The organism is Arthrobacter sp. P4_F11, assembly GCF_056401395.1.
This window is the reverse complement of record NZ_JBFUJK010000001.1, coordinates 187835-203600: the sequence shown is the minus strand read 5'-3', so window position 1 is coordinate 203600 and position 15766 is coordinate 187835. Positions and strand designations below refer to the sequence as shown.

15 protein-coding genes are annotated in these 15766 nt (G+C 66.3%); 5 read left to right on the top strand and 10 right to left on the bottom strand.

The genetic code is table 11. The features are described from left to right. Positions 1-14: 14 nt before the first annotated feature. The gene (gene recO, locus AC1DRO_RS00910) at positions 15-767 is read right to left on the bottom strand and encodes a DNA repair protein RecO (protein WP_476949452.1); all 753 of its coding nucleotides are present in this window, start codon (positions 765-767) and stop codon (positions 15-17) included. Between the two features lie 181 nt (positions 768-948). Continuing rightward, positions 949-2688, bottom strand: a complete 1740-nt coding sequence (gene leuA, locus AC1DRO_RS00905; RefSeq protein WP_028276716.1) for a 2-isopropylmalate synthase — start codon at positions 2686-2688, stop codon at positions 949-951. Between the two features lie 252 nt (positions 2689-2940). Here leuA and AC1DRO_RS00900 point away from each other — a divergent pair, with 252 nt between their 5' ends. The 4 genes from AC1DRO_RS00900 to AC1DRO_RS00885 all read left to right on the top strand — a co-directional run bounded on the left by AC1DRO_RS00900 (position 2941) and on the right by AC1DRO_RS00885 (position 6816). Next, complete coding sequence (locus tag AC1DRO_RS00900; protein ID WP_476949451.1) at positions 2941-4893, top strand: M13 family metallopeptidase; 1953 nt, start codon at positions 2941-2943, stop codon at positions 4891-4893. 90 nt (positions 4894-4983) lie between these two features. Further along, on the top strand, positions 4984-5310 hold the full coding sequence (locus tag AC1DRO_RS00895) for an ArsR/SmtB family transcription factor (protein WP_476949450.1): 327 nt from the start codon (positions 4984-4986) through the stop codon (positions 5308-5310). Beyond that, positions 5310-6077, top strand: a complete 768-nt coding sequence (locus tag AC1DRO_RS00890) for a cation diffusion facilitator family transporter (protein WP_476949449.1) — start codon at positions 5310-5312, stop codon at positions 6075-6077. Before AC1DRO_RS00895 ends, AC1DRO_RS00890 begins: the two co-directional genes overlap by 1 nt. A 157-nt stretch (positions 6078-6234) precedes the next feature. After that, positions 6235-6816, top strand: a complete 582-nt coding sequence (locus tag AC1DRO_RS00885) for a dihydrofolate reductase family protein (RefSeq protein ID WP_476949448.1) — start codon at positions 6235-6237, stop codon at positions 6814-6816. Positions 6817-6960: 144 nt separating this feature from the next. Here AC1DRO_RS00885 and AC1DRO_RS00880 read toward each other — a convergent pair whose 3' ends face one another. From AC1DRO_RS00880 to AC1DRO_RS00855, 6 genes are all read right to left on the bottom strand, one after another. Continuing rightward, positions 6961-8523, bottom strand: a complete 1563-nt coding sequence (locus AC1DRO_RS00880) for an LCP family protein (protein WP_476949447.1) — start codon at positions 8521-8523, stop codon at positions 6961-6963. A gap of 132 nt (positions 8524-8655) precedes the next feature. After that, positions 8656-9615: a GTPase Era gene (gene era / locus AC1DRO_RS00875; protein ID WP_476870887.1), complete on the bottom strand. Its 960-nt coding sequence runs from the start codon at positions 9613-9615 to the stop codon at positions 8656-8658. After that, the gene (locus tag AC1DRO_RS00870) at positions 9599-10930 is read right to left on the bottom strand and encodes a hemolysin family protein (protein WP_476949446.1); all 1332 of its coding nucleotides are present in this window, start codon (positions 10928-10930) and stop codon (positions 9599-9601) included. The genes era and AC1DRO_RS00870 overlap by 17 nt, the downstream gene beginning before the upstream one ends. Further along, positions 10927-11400: an rRNA maturation RNase YbeY gene (gene ybeY / locus AC1DRO_RS00865; RefSeq protein WP_028276709.1), complete on the bottom strand. Its 474-nt coding sequence runs from the start codon at positions 11398-11400 to the stop codon at positions 10927-10929. The genes AC1DRO_RS00870 and ybeY overlap by 4 nt, the downstream gene beginning before the upstream one ends. Next, positions 11397-12485: a PhoH family protein gene (locus tag AC1DRO_RS00860; RefSeq protein ID WP_028276708.1), complete on the bottom strand. Its 1089-nt coding sequence runs from the start codon at positions 12483-12485 to the stop codon at positions 11397-11399. The genes ybeY and AC1DRO_RS00860 overlap by 4 nt, the downstream gene beginning before the upstream one ends. 293 nt (positions 12486-12778) lie before the next feature. Beyond that, positions 12779-13294 (bottom strand): flavin reductase family protein, encoded by a 516-nt coding sequence (locus AC1DRO_RS00855; protein ID WP_476949445.1) that lies wholly within the window; start codon positions 13292-13294, stop codon positions 12779-12781. 189 nt (positions 13295-13483) lie between these two features. Between AC1DRO_RS00855 and AC1DRO_RS00850 the strand changes: the two genes are divergently transcribed. Next, positions 13484-14134 (top strand): class I SAM-dependent DNA methyltransferase, encoded by a 651-nt coding sequence (locus AC1DRO_RS00850; RefSeq protein WP_476949444.1) that lies wholly within the window; start codon positions 13484-13486, stop codon positions 14132-14134. Between the two features lie 6 nt (positions 14135-14140). Here the strand turns inward: AC1DRO_RS00850 and AC1DRO_RS00845 are convergent, their stop codons facing one another. Together AC1DRO_RS00845 and AC1DRO_RS00840 are read right to left on the bottom strand one after the other, a co-directional pair. Further along, positions 14141-15175: an NAD-dependent epimerase/dehydratase family protein gene (locus tag AC1DRO_RS00845; protein WP_476949443.1), complete on the bottom strand. Its 1035-nt coding sequence runs from the start codon at positions 15173-15175 to the stop codon at positions 14141-14143. Between the two features lie 90 nt (positions 15176-15265). Next, positions 15266-15763 carry an N-acetyltransferase family protein gene (locus tag AC1DRO_RS00840; protein ID WP_476949442.1) on the bottom strand — a complete coding sequence of 166 codons (498 nt, stop codon included), beginning with the start codon at positions 15761-15763 and terminating at the stop codon, positions 15266-15268. Positions 15764-15766: the final 3 nt, after the last annotated feature.

Sequence of the window (15766 nt, the reverse complement as noted above, 5' to 3'; positions counted from 1 at the left end):
TCCCAATGCCACTTTTACGTTCGCTCCACATGTTTGAGGGATTTCAGGACTCGTTCCAGGTGCCACTGGAGGTAGCTGGCTACCAGGCCGGCCGCTTCCCGGCGGTGGACGGACGCGGAGGCATCCGCCGTCGTCCAGTTTCCGGTGAGCAGGGCACCCAGGAGGAGCACCGTCTCCGGGGCCGGCGCGGGCGATCCCGGCGGCCGGCACCCGTGGCAGACCATGCCGCCGAGCGGCGCGGAAAAGGCGGTGTGCGGCCCGGGCGCACCGCACCGGGCGCAGTCGGTGAAGCTGGGCGCCCAGCCGCCGGTCGCGAGGGCGCGGAGCAGGTAGGAATCCAGGATGAGTTCGGGGGCGTGGTCGCCCCGGCTCAGGGACGCGAGGGCCCCCACCAGCAGGTTGTACTGGGCGGTGCCGGCTTCGCCGTCGACGTCGGTGAGCTTCTCCGCCGTCTCGGTCATGGCGGCCGCCACCGTGTACCGGCCATAGTCCGCGGCGATGTTCCCGCCGTAGGCGCCCTTGGCCACGGCCTGCGTGACGACGTCCAGGGTGCGCCCGGAAATCAGCTGGAGATCGGCCACCATGAACGGTTCCAGTCTGGCGCCGAACCGGCTGCTGGTGCGCCGGACCCCCTTGGCCACCGCCCGCACCTGGCCGTGGTGCTTGGTCAACAGGGTGATGATCCGGTCGGCCTCGCCCAGCTTATGGGTGCGCAGCACGACGGCGTCATCACGGTAGGCACGCGCAGCAAAGGATTGTTGGACCACAGTTAATCTTCGCACTGTCTTTACGGAATCACGGTATGGGCACCGCCGCCGAGGTAGAACGGTAAAAGACGGAGGTAAAAGACGGAGGCAAAATACTGCGCCGCCGGAGTGTTTCCGGCGGCGCAGTTATGCGTTGTTTGACAGTGCCTGCCCGTCCTCGGACGGAGCAGGCAGGGACGGATCAGGCGCGGGCGTCCCGGATGGCGCGGTTGACGGCTGAGATGACGGCCTTGAGGGCTGACGTGCTCGTGTTGGCGTCGATCCCCACGCCCCAGAGCACGCGCTCCCCCACGGCGCATTCGACATACGCGGCGGCCAGGGCGCTGCCGCCCTCGGAGAGTGCGTGTTCGCTGTAGTCCAGGACCCGGACGTCCACGCCGTCCTCGCGCAGGATGCTCAGCAGGGCCGCGATGGGGCCGTTCCCGGTCCCGGTCCGGCGGACCTGGGTCCCGTCGATCTTCAGGGCGGCGGTCAAGGTCATGTCGCCGTCTTCGTCCGTCTCCGTGCTGATCGAACCGAGGGCGTAGCGGCCCCACTGCGTGTCGGCAGAGCCCGAGGGCAGGTATTCGTCCTGGAAGACCTGCCACAGCTGGGGTCCGCTGACTTCTCCGCCCACCGTGTCGGTCCGTTTCTGGATGACGCCGGAGAACTCGATCTGGGCGCGGCGCGGTAGGTCGAGGCTGTGCTCGTTCTTGAGCAGGTAGGCGACTCCGCCCTTGCCGGACTGCGAGTTGACCCGGATGACCGCCTCGTAGCTCCGGCCGAGGTCCTTCGGGTCCACCGGCAGGTACGGGACCTGCCAGGTGTAGTCGGCCACGTCCTTGCCCGCCGCGGCAGCGTCCTTTTCGAGGGCCTCCAGGCCCTTCTTGATCGCGTCCTGGTGCGAACCGGAGAACGCCGTGAAGACGAGGTCTCCGCCGTACGGGGACCGCTCGGCCACCGGCAGCTGGTTGCAGTACTCCACCGTGCGGCGGATTTCGTCGATGTCGGAGAAGTCGATCATCGGGTCGATGCCCTGGACGAACATGTTCAGGCCCAGGGTCACCAGGTCCACGTTGCCGGTCCGCTCGCCGTTGCCGAAGAGGCAGCCCTCGATCCGGTCTGCCCCGGCCAGGTAGCCCAGCTCGGCCGCGGCGACGCCGGTGCCGCGGTCGTTGTGCGGGTGCAGGGACAGGATGATGCCTTCGCGCGGGTGCAGGTTCCTGCTCATCCACTCGATGGAGTCGGCGTAGACATTGGGGGTGGCCATTTCCACCGTGGCGGGCAGGTTGATGATGACCTGACGGTCAGCCGAGGCCTCGAAGACGTCGGCGATCGCGTTGCAGACCCGGATGGCGTACTCCAGCTCGGTGCCGGTGAAGGACTCGGGCGAGTATTCGTAGGTGATGTGCGTATCGGCGAGAGTTTCCTCGTACTTCTTGCACAGCCGCGCACCCTGCAGGGCGATGTCGAGGATGCCGTCCTCGTCCTGGTTGAAGACCACGCGGCGCTGCAGGACGGACGTGGAGTTGTAGAGGTGGACGATTGCCTGCTTCGCGCCGACCAGGGACTCGTAGGTCCGCTCGATCAGGTGTTCGCGGGCCTGGGTCAGCACCTGGATCGTGACGTCGTCCGGGATGTGGTTGCCCTCGATCAGCTGCCGGACGAAGTCGAAGTCCGTCTGCGATGCCGAGGGGAACCCGACCTCGATCTCCTTGTAGCCCATCCGGACCAGCAGGTCGAACATCTTCAGCTTGCGGGCGGGGCTCATGGGATCGATGAGGGCCTGGTTGCCGTCGCGCAGGTCCACGGCGCACCAGCGCGGGGCCTTGGTGATGACTTTGTCCGGCCAGGTGCGGTCCGGCAGTTCAACGGTGATCTGGTCCTGGAACGGGATGTAGCGGTGGACCGGCATTCCTGAGGGCTTCTGTGCGTTTCGCATTACAATCGGGGCCTTTTCTGTGATTCTTGGTGAAAGGGTGGCCGGGCAACACAAACTCCGCAGCGAGGGTGGGCCTTGCGCTAGATCGCGTCTGAGGCCTCGCCGCGGCAGCTAAGAAGGAGCAGTTCTGCGCGCACCTTTTCACAGTAACACGGGTGCGTAAGATGAAGGAGCCAGACCACCGTAACGTCCACCATGCAGACCGTGCGCCGGCAAACGCTCCGGGCCGGACTGCCTCTCAAAGGAGCATCCGTGCCACTTTCGGGGATCGATCTGTCCACCATCGACGCCAGCGTCCGCCCGCAGGATGACCTGTACCAGCATGTGAATGGCGGCTGGCTCAACACTACGGTCATCCCGGACGACCGGGCGCTGGAGGGCACCTTCACCGCCCTGCGCGACGCATCGGAGCTCGCGGTGAAGGAGATCATCGGGCAGGCCGCCGCACGCGGTGCGGAGGCTACCGGCATCGAGCGCAAGATCGGGGACCTGTACAACAGCTTCATGGACGAAGCGGCGGTCGAGTCCAAGGGCCTGGACCCGCTCCGGGCGCGGCTGGCGCAGGTGTTCGCGACGACGTCGGTGCCCGAACTCGTGGCGCTGGCCGGACGGCTGTTCCGCGCCGATGTGTCCGGACTCTTTTATATCTACCCCGCGCCGGATGCCGGAAACCCGGACCGGGTCCTGCTCTACACGGGCCAGGGCGGCCTGGGCCTGCCTGATGAGTCCTATTATCGGGAAGCGAAGTTCGCCCCGATGGTCCAGGCCTACCGTGCACACGTGGGAGCCATGCTTGGCCTCGCGGAGGTTGCCGACCCTGAGGGGGCGGCCGGACGCGTGGTGGCGCTGGAAACTGCGCTGGCTTCGCACCACTGGGACAACGTGACATTGCGGAATCCGCAAAAGACGTACAACTTGAAGTCCGCCGCAGAAGCGGCGGAGCTGTTCCCCTTGCTGGCGGACTGGTTCGACGCGGCCGGCATCGAGCCGGAGAAGCGTGCCGAGCTGGTGGTGAGCACCCCCGACTTCTTCTCCGGCGCGGCCTCGCTGCTGGATTCCGAACCGCTGGCGACCTGGCAGGGATGGCTCGCCATGCGCGTGGTCAGCGCGGCCGCCCCGTACCTGTCTTCCGAGTTCGTGGACGCGAACTTCGCGTTCTATGGCACCACCCTGAGCGGTACGCCGCGGATCAAGGACCGTTGGAAGCGCGGCGTCGCGGTGGTCGAGGCGGCCCTCGGTGAAGCGGTCGGGCAGATCTACGTGGCCGAACATTTCCCGGAGGGGCACAAGGCGCGCATGCAGACCCTCGTAGCCAACCTGATCGAGGCGTACCGCGAGTCCATCACCGGGCTGACCTGGATGGGCGAGGCAACCAAGCTCGAGGCCCTGAAGAAACTGGACTCCTTCCGCGCCAAGATCGGCTTCCCGGACAAGTGGATCGACTACTCCGCCGTGGAGATCGACCCCGCCGATCTGCTGGGGAATGTGGAGCGCGCGCACAGCGCCGACGTCGACCGCCACCTCGACGAGATCGGCAAGCCCGTGGACCGCGAGAAGTGGCTGATGACGCCCCAGACGGTCAACGCCTACTACCATCCGCTCCTGAACGAGATCGTGTTCCCTGCGGCCATGCTGCAGCCCCCGTTCTTCACTGCCGACGCCGATGACGCCGTCAACTACGGTGGCATCGGTGCCGTGATCGGCCATGAAATCGGCCACGGCTTCGATGACCAGGGCTCGCAGTACGACGGCAGCGGCCTGCTGCGCAACTGGTGGACGGAGGATGACCGCACCGCGTTCGAGGCTCTGGCCGCCCGGCTCGTGGCGCAATTCGATGCCCTCTCCCCCACGGCAGCCCCCGGCCACACCGTCAACGGCAAGCTGACCCTGGGCGAGAACATCGGCGACCTGGGCGGGCTCACCATCGGCTACAAGGCCTACCTGATCAGCCTCGACGGGCAGGAACCGCCGGTGCTCGACGGCCTGACCGGAGTGCAGCGTTTCTTCGCGTCCTGGGCCGCGGGGTGGCGGCAGGTCATCCGGACCGAAGAGGCCATCCGCCGGCTGGCGACGGATCCGCACTCCCCGAACGAGTTCCGCACGAACGCCATCGCCAAGAACCTCGACGCCTTCCATGCAGCATTCGGCGTCACGGACCGGGACGGCATGTGGATGGCACCGCAGGAGCGCGTCAGCATCTGGTGACACGGGGGCCCGGTCACTGGCACCGACCCAGCCGGGAGGGCTGTGCGTACACGCTTGCGTGAATACATCGACAGCTGTACTTTCGATTCTGTGGAGACTCTTACGCATGCCCCGGTGCTGGCACGGTTCGGTTATGCCGTGTCAGACCCGACCCGGGCAGAAATCCTGCTTGCCCTCACGACTGCGCCGTCCTATCCCTCTGAGCTGGCGGATTCCCTCGGGGTATCCCGGCAGAGCATGTCGAACCACCTGACATGCCTGCGGGGATGCGGCCTGGTCGTTGCCGTGCCGGAGGGGCGAAGGACCCGCTATGAGCTCGCCGATCAGCGCCTCGGCCATGCCCTCAAAGATCTTCTGGGCGTCGTGCTGGCGGTTGACCCGGCCTGCTGCGCACCCGACGGGACGTGCACGCTGTGATGATTTCCCTCCAACTGTCGCCGAGCCCGGCCCGCCGCGCCGTCCTCAGCCGCCGGATCCGCTTGTTCGCGGCGGCCACCATCAGCTATAACCTCATCGAGGCCGTTGTGGCTTTGTGGGCCGGGGGTACGGCCGACTCGTCGGCGCTCCTCGGCTTTGGCCTCGATTCCATCATTGAGGTCGCGTCGGCGCTGGCGCTGTCGTGGCAGTTTTCCACCAAGGACCCCGAACGGCGTGAACACCTCACCTTGCGGATTATCGCCGTCTCATTCTTCGCGCTGGCAGCCTTTGTCTCCGCCGAGGCCATCAGGTCACTTCTCGGCGCCGGCGAGGCACAGCACTCGACACCGGGCATCGTGATTGCCGCACTGAGCCTGGTGATCATGCCGGTCCTGTCCTGGCTCCAGCGCCGGGCCGGCCGGGAGCTCGGATCACGCACGGCGGTGGCTGACTCCAAACAGACCCTGCTCTGCACGTATCTGTCGGCAGTCCTGCTCGCGGGTTTGGTGCTGAACAGCACCCTCGGCTGGTGGTGGGCCGATGCCGGCGCGGCGCTGGTCATCGCCGCGATCGCCCTCCGGGAGGGCATCAACGCCTGGCGCGGCGACATCTGCTGCACGGTCCCCCACGCGGCGGCAGACACCCTTCCGACGGCCACGGAGCCGGCCTGCTGTGACGGATGCGGTGCCGATTCAACACCTCCAAAGGGACTCTTCCTACCTGAGGTGGGGGTGGGACAGCCCGCCGCCAATGAGCAGCATGCGTAGTCGGTAGTGCTTCCGGTTGCGGAAGCCGCTGTGTCAGCAGCACTCATCCGGCACGCGGTTCAAGGAGCTCATCGGCGCTGCCGGCCGGCTGATTTCTTACTAGAGCGACAGCTCACGACACGCTAATGTGGGGGCACCCAAAGCAGAGGAGAGCCCCGTGGGCAAGGTGGTCATGTACAGCTCGGTGTCGGTGGACGGCTTCGTCGCGGACGAGAATGACCAGCCCGGACCGCTGTTCGACTGGTTATCCAACGGTGACGTCCCGTTGGACGAGAGCGGCGAGGTGAAGGTGTCGCAGGCCTCCTACGACTACACCCGCCCGTACTGGGACCAGATCGGGGCGACACTCGTCGGCCGCCACGTCTTCGACCTGACGGACGGCTGGGACGGGAAGCCGCCGAGCGGGATCGACCACGTGGTCGTCGTGACGCACCGGCCGCAGCCCGAGGGCTGGGACCCCGAGGCGCCGTTTCACTTCGTCGACGGCGTCGAGGCAGCCATGGCCAAGGCGCAAGAGCTTGCGGGTGACCGCATCGTCGAGGTCGCCGCTGGTGACGTCGGTGGCCAGATGCTTGCCGCGGGCCTGGTCGACGAGGTGCGCATGGACGTCGTACCCGTCGTGTTCGGGTCAGGCAAGCGCTACTTCGGGTCGGTCCACGCCCAGCACCTGTTGGAGGATCCCGACGTGGTGATTCAGGGCAACCGGGTGCTTCACCTGCGCTATCGGGTGCGCGGTTGAGGTCCATACCGTGTTCCACGACCCCACGACCCCACGACCCCGCAGGACGTGGAAGAGCCTCCAAAGGCCGCCGTCCAGCACCCATGACAAAAAGGAAGGCTCCCGTTCAGGAAAATCTGAACGGGGGCCTTCCTGGTTGCCGGGTCAGCGAGTGATCAGTTCCGGGTTGGCCTGCTGGCAAACGGTGTCGCCGGCTGTCTGGTTGACGATGTCCTTGGGCAGCTGCGGGGCAGCGGCGGCGGTCGGCGTCCCGTTGGCGAAGTCACTGCCCAGGTAGACCTGGACACCGGCAACTCCGGCGGCCGGGAGCACCCGGTCCGGCGCCACACCGAGCAGGGCCGCGACGTCCCCGGCCACGTCAGCGTAGTCCGCACCGTAGTAGACCGCCGTCGCGGCGACGGGCGGAGCCGTCAACTGGCCTACCTGGGTGAAACCGGCGCCCTTGATGGCCTGCATGATCTCCTGGGTCCGGGCCGGAACACCCGAGCCGTTGGCCACGGTGACGGGCTGCAGGGTCTTGTCATAGGCCGGGGCGGTGGGGCTGGGCGTCGGCGTGGCGCTGGCACTCGGGGAAGCGCTCGGCTTCGCGGTCGGATCCGTCAGGTCCACGTCGTTGCGCATGGCGGCGAACAGCTGGGATGCCGCGGGCTCGGCCAGCTGCAGCCGGTTGATGTCCGTTTCGGCCGGGACTGTCGGCGTGGCCACGAAGGCTACCTTGCCGACGTCGATGTTCTTCAGCCGGTTGCCCACGGTCAGCAGCGTCGGCACCGAGGCCAGACCGTCGTCGATGGTCAGGTTCTTGGTGATCGCGTCCGCGATGCCGAGCATCCGGGCCGGGTTGGTGAGGGTGCCGTCGTCCTTGATTTTCCGGGTCAGCGCGGACAGGAAGCCCTGCTGGGCCTTGATCCGGCCGAGGTCGCCGCCGTCGCCGAAGGCGTGCCGGGTGCGCACGAACGACAAGGCCTGCTCGCCCTGGACGGTGGAGGTGCCCTTGGGCAGGCGCAGCTTCGAGTCGGGGTCATACACGGCGTCGCTGACACACACTGACACGCCGCCCACGGCGTTGGAGAGTTCCTTGACGGCATTGAAGTCGGCCATCATGAAGTGGTCGATCTCCAGGCCGGTGAGCTTGTTGACGGTGTCCACGGCGCAGCCGATGCCGGCCTCGGACATCGCCGAGTTGATCATGACGCCGGTCTGGGCCGGGTACTCCTTGTTGGTTTTCGGATCCTTGCACTTGGGGATGTCGACCAGCAGGTCACGGGGGAAGCTGACGACGTTGACCCGCTTGTTGTCCGCGGAGATGTCCATCAGCATCATCACATCCGAGTGCCCATATCCGGTCGCGTCATCGCTGGTGCCGTACTGCGAGTTCTTCCCGTCGCGCGTGTCCGAGCCGAGGATCAGGATCTGCATCCGGTCCGTCGAATCGTTCACGGCACCTTCGGTCTTGATGCTGCCGGCGCTCAGTGGGGCCTTGGTGAGGTTGCCCTGGAGCCGGATGGTCCAGTAGGCGCCAAAGGCGATCACGCCGACCAAGAGCACGGCCACCACGCCCGTAAAGACTTTCAGCCAGGTGGGGGTCCGGCGGGCGGAGCCGAGGTGGCGGGCCGGACCAACGGCAGGATCGGCCGTGTGCCGGGCAGCGGCTGTTGACCGGGCCGGCGGGGCGGATCCGTCGGCACGGTTGTCACGGGGTCGAACCACTTGTTGAGCCTTCCTAAACGAACGGGGAGTCAGCCCATTTTAGAGTCCGAATCTGAGAAAACGCCGATGGCCCTCTCTTGGGAGCGGCGGGAAGGGCCAACGGCCACAATAGCGGCCTAAGAACAGCGCGTCTCAGAAGCCCAGTTTGACGAGCTGCTTCGGGTCGCGCTGCCAGTCCTTGGCGACCTTGACGTGCAGGTCAAGGTAGATCCGGGCACCGAGCAGCGCCTCGATCGCCTTGCGCGCGTTGGTGCCCACCTCGCGGAGCCGGGCACCGCCCTTGCCGATGATGATGGCCTTCTGGGAAGGCCGCTCGACGTACAGGTTGACGCGGACGTCCAGGAACGGACGGTCCTCGGGCCGGCCTTCCCGCGGAACGATCTCATCGACGACGACGGCCAGGGAGTGCGGCAATTCGTCGCGGACTCCTTCGAGGGCTGCTTCCCTGATGAGTTCGGCGATCATCACCGCTTCCGGTTCGTCCGTCAGGTGACCGTCGGGGTACAGCGGCGGCGACGCCGGCATGTGACCGATCAGGACGTCGGCAAGGGTCTCGACCTGGAAGCCGTCAGTGGCGGAGACCGGGACGATGTCCTTCCAGCCGTCCTCGCCGAGGACCTCGCGGCCCAGGGCGGCGACGGCGAGCAGCTGCTCGGTGAGGGCCTGGCGGTCGACGGTGTCGGCCTTGGTCACGATCGCGATGATGGGCTTGTTGGGGATGGCGGCGAGCTGGGCGGCAATGAACTTGTCCCCCGGGCCGATTTTCTCGTTGGCCGGCAGGCAGAATCCGATCGCGTCGACTTCGGCGAGGGTATCGGCGACCAGTTCGTTCAGCCGCTTCCCCAGCAGCGTGCGCGGGCGGTGCAGGCCCGGGGTGTCAACGAGGATCAACTGGGCGTCGTCCCGGTGCACGATGCCACGGATTGTGTGGCGCGTGGTCTGGGGCTTGGCCGAGGTGATCGCGACTTTTTGGCCGACCAAGGCGTTGGTGAGGGTGGACTTGCCCGCATTGGGCCGTCCGACCAGCACCGAGAAACCGGCGCGGTAGCCGCCGTAGGCTGCGTCGCCGTCGGACTTATTCTGCTTGCTCACGTGAGACTCCCTGTTGGATTGGTGCGGCCTCGTCGAGAAGGTCTTCAAGGTCAGTTTGTTCTTTTGCTACGGCGGCCGCAATGATGTGGCTGACGCGGTTCCGCCGGCCCTCCAGCCTGTCGGCGCGGAGGGACAGTCCGTGGACCTGGACGGTGCTGCCGACAATCGGCACCCGCCCGAGGGCCTTGGCGAGCAGGCCGCCCACGGTGTCTACTTCGTCGTCGTCGAGCTCGAGGTCGAAGAGTTCGCCGAGGTCATCGATGCTCATGCGGGCGCTGACCCGGTAGCTTCCGTCCCCCAGGGCCACGGCCTCGGCGCTTTCGGTGTCGTATTCGTCCACGATTTCGCCGACGATCTCCTCGATGAGGTCCTCGAGCGTGACCAGACCCGCCGTTCCGCCGTATTCGTCGATGACGATCGCAACGTGTGTGGATTCCTTCTGGAGTTCGCGGAGCAGGTCGCTGACGAGCTTCGAGTCCGGCACGTAGCGGACCTCGCGGGCCACCTCGTCCACGACCGGGGGTTCCTCGTCCGGGCCGAGGTTGTGGAGCGAGGCGGCAACGTCCTTCAGGTACACAATGCCTAGGATCTGGTCCGTGTTTTCGCCGATAATCGGGATCCGCGAGTACCCGGAGCGCAGGAACAGCGACATCGCCCGGTGCAGGCTGGACCCGGAGTCGATCGTGAGGATGTCTGTCCTGGGCACCATGACGGAGCGGACCAGGGTGTCCCCGAAGTCGAAGACCGACTGGATCAGCTCGGCCTCGTTGTCCTCGATCACGTCGGACTCGGTGGCCCGGTCCACGAGTTCGCGGAATTCTTCCTCGCTGAAGAACGCCTCGCTGTCGGCCGGCGCGCCGGGAGCCACGACGCTGCCGAGCCGCACCAGCCAGCCCGGGATCGGGCCGAGCACGGCGTAGAGGGACCGGACCAGCGGGGCGCTGAACCGGACCAGGGCGGCAGAGTGGACCCGGCCGAGCTGCCGCGGGGACACCCCCACGATCACGAAGCCGACCAGCGCCATGATGCCGGTGGCCGCCAGTCCGGCCAGCCAGACGTTGTCCAGCATGCTGTAAAGGAGCACGGTCACGGCGACGGCGGCGGCCATCTCGAACCAGACCCGCCAGAACCGCAGGGCGCGCATGTGCCCCACGGGCTGGGCCAGGATGCGTTTGAGCGAGGTGCCCCTGCTGTTCAGGACCGCCTGCTCGGCGTCGTGCCGGGGCAGGAAGTTGAACGCGGACTCGGCAGCGGTCAGCACTGCGGCAAAGCTAAGGAACACCAGCGCCATGCCGGCGAGGATCAGTGGGGTCACTGAACCGTCTCGGACGGGGCCGCTTTGCCGGTGAAGGCGGTCAGGAGTTCGCGCTGCAGCCCGAACATCTCTTCCTTCTCTTCCGGCTCGGCGTGGTCATAGCCCAGCAGGTGCAGGATGCCGTGCGTGGTCAGCAGCAGCATCTCGTCCTGGGTGGAGTGGCCGGCGTTGCGGGCCTGGACCTCGGCCACCTGGGGGCAGATGGCGATGTCGCCGAGCATGCCCTGCGGCGTCGGCTTGTCCGGCGTTCCCGGGGTCAGCTCGTCCATGGGGACAGAGAGGACGTCGGTGGAGCCTGGCTCGTCCATCAGTTCGAGGTGCAGCTTTTCCATGGCCGGTTCGTCCACGAGCAGAATGGACAGCTCCGCCTGCGGGTGGATGTAAAGGCTTTCGAAGATGAAACGCGACAGCGCCACGAGCCCGGCCTCGTCCACGACGACGCCGGATTCGTTGTTGACCTCAATGCTCATGCGTGTTCTCCCCGCGTTTCCCGGGCAACAGAGTGCTTGACCCGGTTCCTTTGGACTTCGTCCCAGATGCTGTAGGCGTTGACGATATCCCCCACCAGGCGGTGCCGGACGACGTCTGAGGCGTCCAGGATCGAGAAGTTGACGTCCTCGATTCCCTGCAGGATCTCCTCGACAATCCTGAGCCCCGAGCGGGTGCCGAAGGGCAGGTCCACCTGGGTGATGTCGCCGGTGACCACCATCTTGGAGCCGAAGCCCAGACGGGTCAGGAACATCTTCATCTGTTCCGGCGTGGTGTTCTGCGCCTCATCGAGAATGATGAAGGCATCGTTCAGCGTGCGGCCTCGCATGTACGCCAACGGGGCGACCTCGATGGTGCCGGCGGCCATGAGACGGGGAATGGATTCGGGGTCCATCATGTCGTGCAGGGCGTCGTACAGGGGCCGCAGGTAGGGGTCGATCTTGTCGCTCAGGGTGCCCGGCAGGAAGCCGAGCCGCTCCCCCGCCTCGACGGCAGGACGGGTCAGGATGATGCGGCTGACTTCCTTCTGCTGCAGGGCCTGGACGGCCTTGGCCATTGCCAGGTAGGTCTTGCCGGTACCGGCCGGACCGATCCCGAAGATCACGGTGTTGGCGTCGATCGCGTCCACATAGTTCTTCTGGTTCAGCGTCTTGGGCCGGATGGTCTTCCCCCGGGTGGAGAGGATGTTGGTGGTCAACACTTCCACGGGGTTCTGCAGCGACTGGCTGCGCAGCAGGGAGACGAGCTGCTGCAGCACGGCCGGGGTGATGACGGTGCCCCGGGCCACCAGCCCGCGCACCTCGTTGAGCAGGCGCATGATGCGCGGCACGTCGGCGGCAGGACCGCTGATCGCAAGCTCGTTGCCCCGGACATGGAAATCGACGGCGGGGAACTGGTTTTCGATGAACCTTAGGGCTTCGTCATGGCTGCCCAGCGACTGGACCATCTGCTCTGAGTCGTCGAACAAGACCACCTCCGTCCGCAGCCCTGGTAGGGAGTGGGGAAATTCCCCTGCGGTGCGTTCTCGGGCGCTGAACCGGGCCTTGCCGTTCGCTGCTTCAGTCATGGTGTTGGCCCGCGGGCCTCTGGTCCCCTCCAGTATGAATATGGTCTGTCGCCGTGATCCGTACCGACGGCGGTTCGCACCGCCCGCGGCCAGGGTCTACGGGTGCTTCCATCTTACGCCAGCGCGGCGCGGCCGACGCCGGAGGGGATCCGGCGCCGGCCGTTACGGGTAGGCGTTTCCGAAGATGACCCACCCCTCGAGCCAGTGGGCGCCTGTTGCCGGGCACGGCTGTTCCGCGTTGCCGGGTTCCGGCGCCCGCTCCGGCTTCGGAACCCGTTCCGGTTCCGACACGGTCAAGCCGCGCTCTCCAGCGCGCCGGCGCGGGACCCGACGCCCGCGTACCGTCCCTTGTAGAAGAGCAGGGGCTCAGCGTCGGGGCGGGCGCCCAGGGCGCGGACGGCGCCGACGACGATCGTGTGGTCGCCGCCGTCGTACTCCTGGTGGAGTTCGCAATCCACCCAGGCCAGGGCGTTATCCAGGACGGGGTTGCCCAGCGGCGAGGGAGAATGGCCGACGCCGGCGAACTTGTCCGTCCCCGAGCGCGCGAACTGCCCCGCCAGATGCTGGTGCTCTGCCGCCAGGATGTTCACGGCAAACCGACCCGCCGCACGCAGCAGCGGCCAGGTGCTCGATGTCCGTGCGGGGCTGAAAGTGACCAGGGCCGGCTCCAGGGACAGGGAGGCGAAGGACTGGCAAGTGAAACCGGCCGGCCCGTGCTGGGTTGCTGCGGTGATCACCGTCAGTCCGGTGGCGAAGTGTCCGAGAATGTGGCGGAGTGCCTTCGGGCTGAGGTCAGAATGTTCCGTCATGGCGGGTCCTTTCGAGCGCTGGTAGCCCCAATCAACCACCGCAGACGCGGGTTCCCAAGCCCGGCTGCAACGCACAGTCGCGCAACGACACAACGCGTCACGGACCCGTTGCATGACGTAAGAATTCGGCACCAGGAGTTCGCCGGCCATGGCCGTTAGGCTCGGTTGATGGCAAACCAGGAAAATTTGATGGACGTCAGATCCGCGTACGACACAGTCGCCGAGACCTATTCAGCGGTGATCCCGGATACCAGTTTCGAGGCCCCGCTGGATATGGCCATGATGGACCACTTCATCGCCCACATGCGCGGCACGGCGGACCGGACGGTGATCGACGTCGGATGCGGTGCCGGACGCATGACCAGTTACCTCGGCCACGCGGGGCTGAACGTCAGCGGTGTCGACCTGTCGCCCGAAATGGTCCGGATCGCGCAACAACTGCATCCCGGGCTCTTGTTCGAGCTGGGAGAGCTGACGGACCTGCCCCAGGCCGACGCGGCTGCGGACGGTGTCCTCGCCTGGTACTCGATCATCCACTCTCCCCCGACGGCTCTGCCGGCGATCGCGCGCGAGTTCTGGAGGGCGCTCCGCCCTGGCGGTTCGGCGCTCGTCGCCTTCCACGCCGGCAGCGGCCACCGCACGATTGACCGTGCCTACGGACACGACGTCCAGCTCCGGGCGGAACTGCACGCACCCGAGGAGGTGGCGCTCCGGTTCACCGAACAAGGCTTTGAGATGCGCGCCCAGCTGGTGCGTTCACCGAGGGCCAAGGAAAAACATCCACAGGCCGCCATCCTCGTCGACAAACCCTTCGTGTCTTCAACACTTAGTCCTTCATAGGGGAAGTTAACGTGCTCGCAGGGCCGAACCAGCGGTGAACTGCTCTTCCCGGGCGTAGTCGAGATAGTGTTTGAGGGACGGATCGCCGGTTCCCGGCATGGCTCCCGCCGCTGCCGCCTTCACCAGCCAGTCCACCTGATGCGGGATGGTCTGAGCGTATGTCCCCACAGGTTCATAGCCGAGGTCGAGGGAGGCCCTGGTGCTCAGTACCAGCGGAGGCCGGAAATCCCACGGATGGTCACCGAGGCCCGCGGGTGCGCTGTCATCCAGAAGCACTTCTTCCCAGTGGTGGCCCAGGTAGCGGGCAATTGCTGCGGCGATCTGCCGGGCATTCGGCGCATCTGGATCGGCGCTGTTGAGGATCCGTGCCACGGGCACGGCGGCAACCCGTTCCACGAGGGCCGCCGTGTTCACCGCTGCCGTCGTGTGGTCTGCGCCCTGCCCCGCATGGGCCAGGAACACGGCCGGGCGCCGGTCGAGCACCCGTTTGACGAACATCCATTCCCGGGGCAGGGCCGCGCCCTCACCATGAACCTTGGACGCCCGGATCACCGTCACGGGATGGCCGCTGTCCAGGAGGGTGTTCTCTGCGGCCACCTTGTTGGCGCCATAGCCTTCCCGGGATTGGTAGTCCCCGGTTCCCGGCCGCATGGTCGGATTGTTCTCAAGGATCGGCGCATCAAAGCGGGGCGCTACATCGGAATTGACGTGGTTGCCGGCGGCGTCAACGTACACAGCCTTGCTCGAAAGCATGACGGCCGAGGTCACCGCGGCCAGGTGCGGCAGGAGTTGCCGGGCGTCGGCGTCGGTGTAGCACACCGCGTCCACGAGGAGATCGGCACCACCGGCCATCACCCCGGCCAGTGCGGCGTCGTCACGACGGTCGGCGGCGATAAATCGGGCACCGGCGGCAGCCAGGTCAGCCGGCATCTTGGTCCGGTCCCGGCCCGTCACGTCCACAGCCCAGCCGGCACGGATCAGCCGCCACGCAATCGCGCGGCCGAGAACGCCAGTGCCTCCAAGGATCACAGCCCGTTTCATTTGTCCGACTCTAACGGACGGGTGCCTTTGCGGGCGCACCGCCAAAGTAAGGTACTTCCTCAGTCGACGTTCAGCGTGACACCTGCCCGGCTAAATGTCGGAGCGGACCATCCGTATTTCAGGTAGTTCCTCCCATTCGGGTGAAAGCAACTTACGCGTCCCATCAGGCTGAAAACCGTTCTTGGCGTAAAAGGCCTGAGCGCGCACATTGGCCTCAAGGACCCACAGGTAGGCGGGTAAATCGCCGAGGGCGGCCTTCAACAGGGCGACACCGAGCCCAGTGCCATGAGTGCGCCTCAGAGTGTAAATGGAGTAAAGCTCAAGTTCGCCAGGCAGGTCATCGTCACGCCCCGTACCGGCGTCGGCAAATCCAACTATTTCATTACTCTCGTCCACGGCGATGATTCGCGGCTGGGCGCTGTCCAGATACGGTCGGCGTTTTTCCACGCGCACCGGCATGCTGGCACGGCGGGCATCGAAGAACGCCGGGGACAAAAGGTGCCCGTAGCATTCCTCATGGGCCAGGGTGTGCATCCTGACAACGGCATCAGCGTCCTCGACCGCGGCCTGGCGGATCTGATATTCCATCGT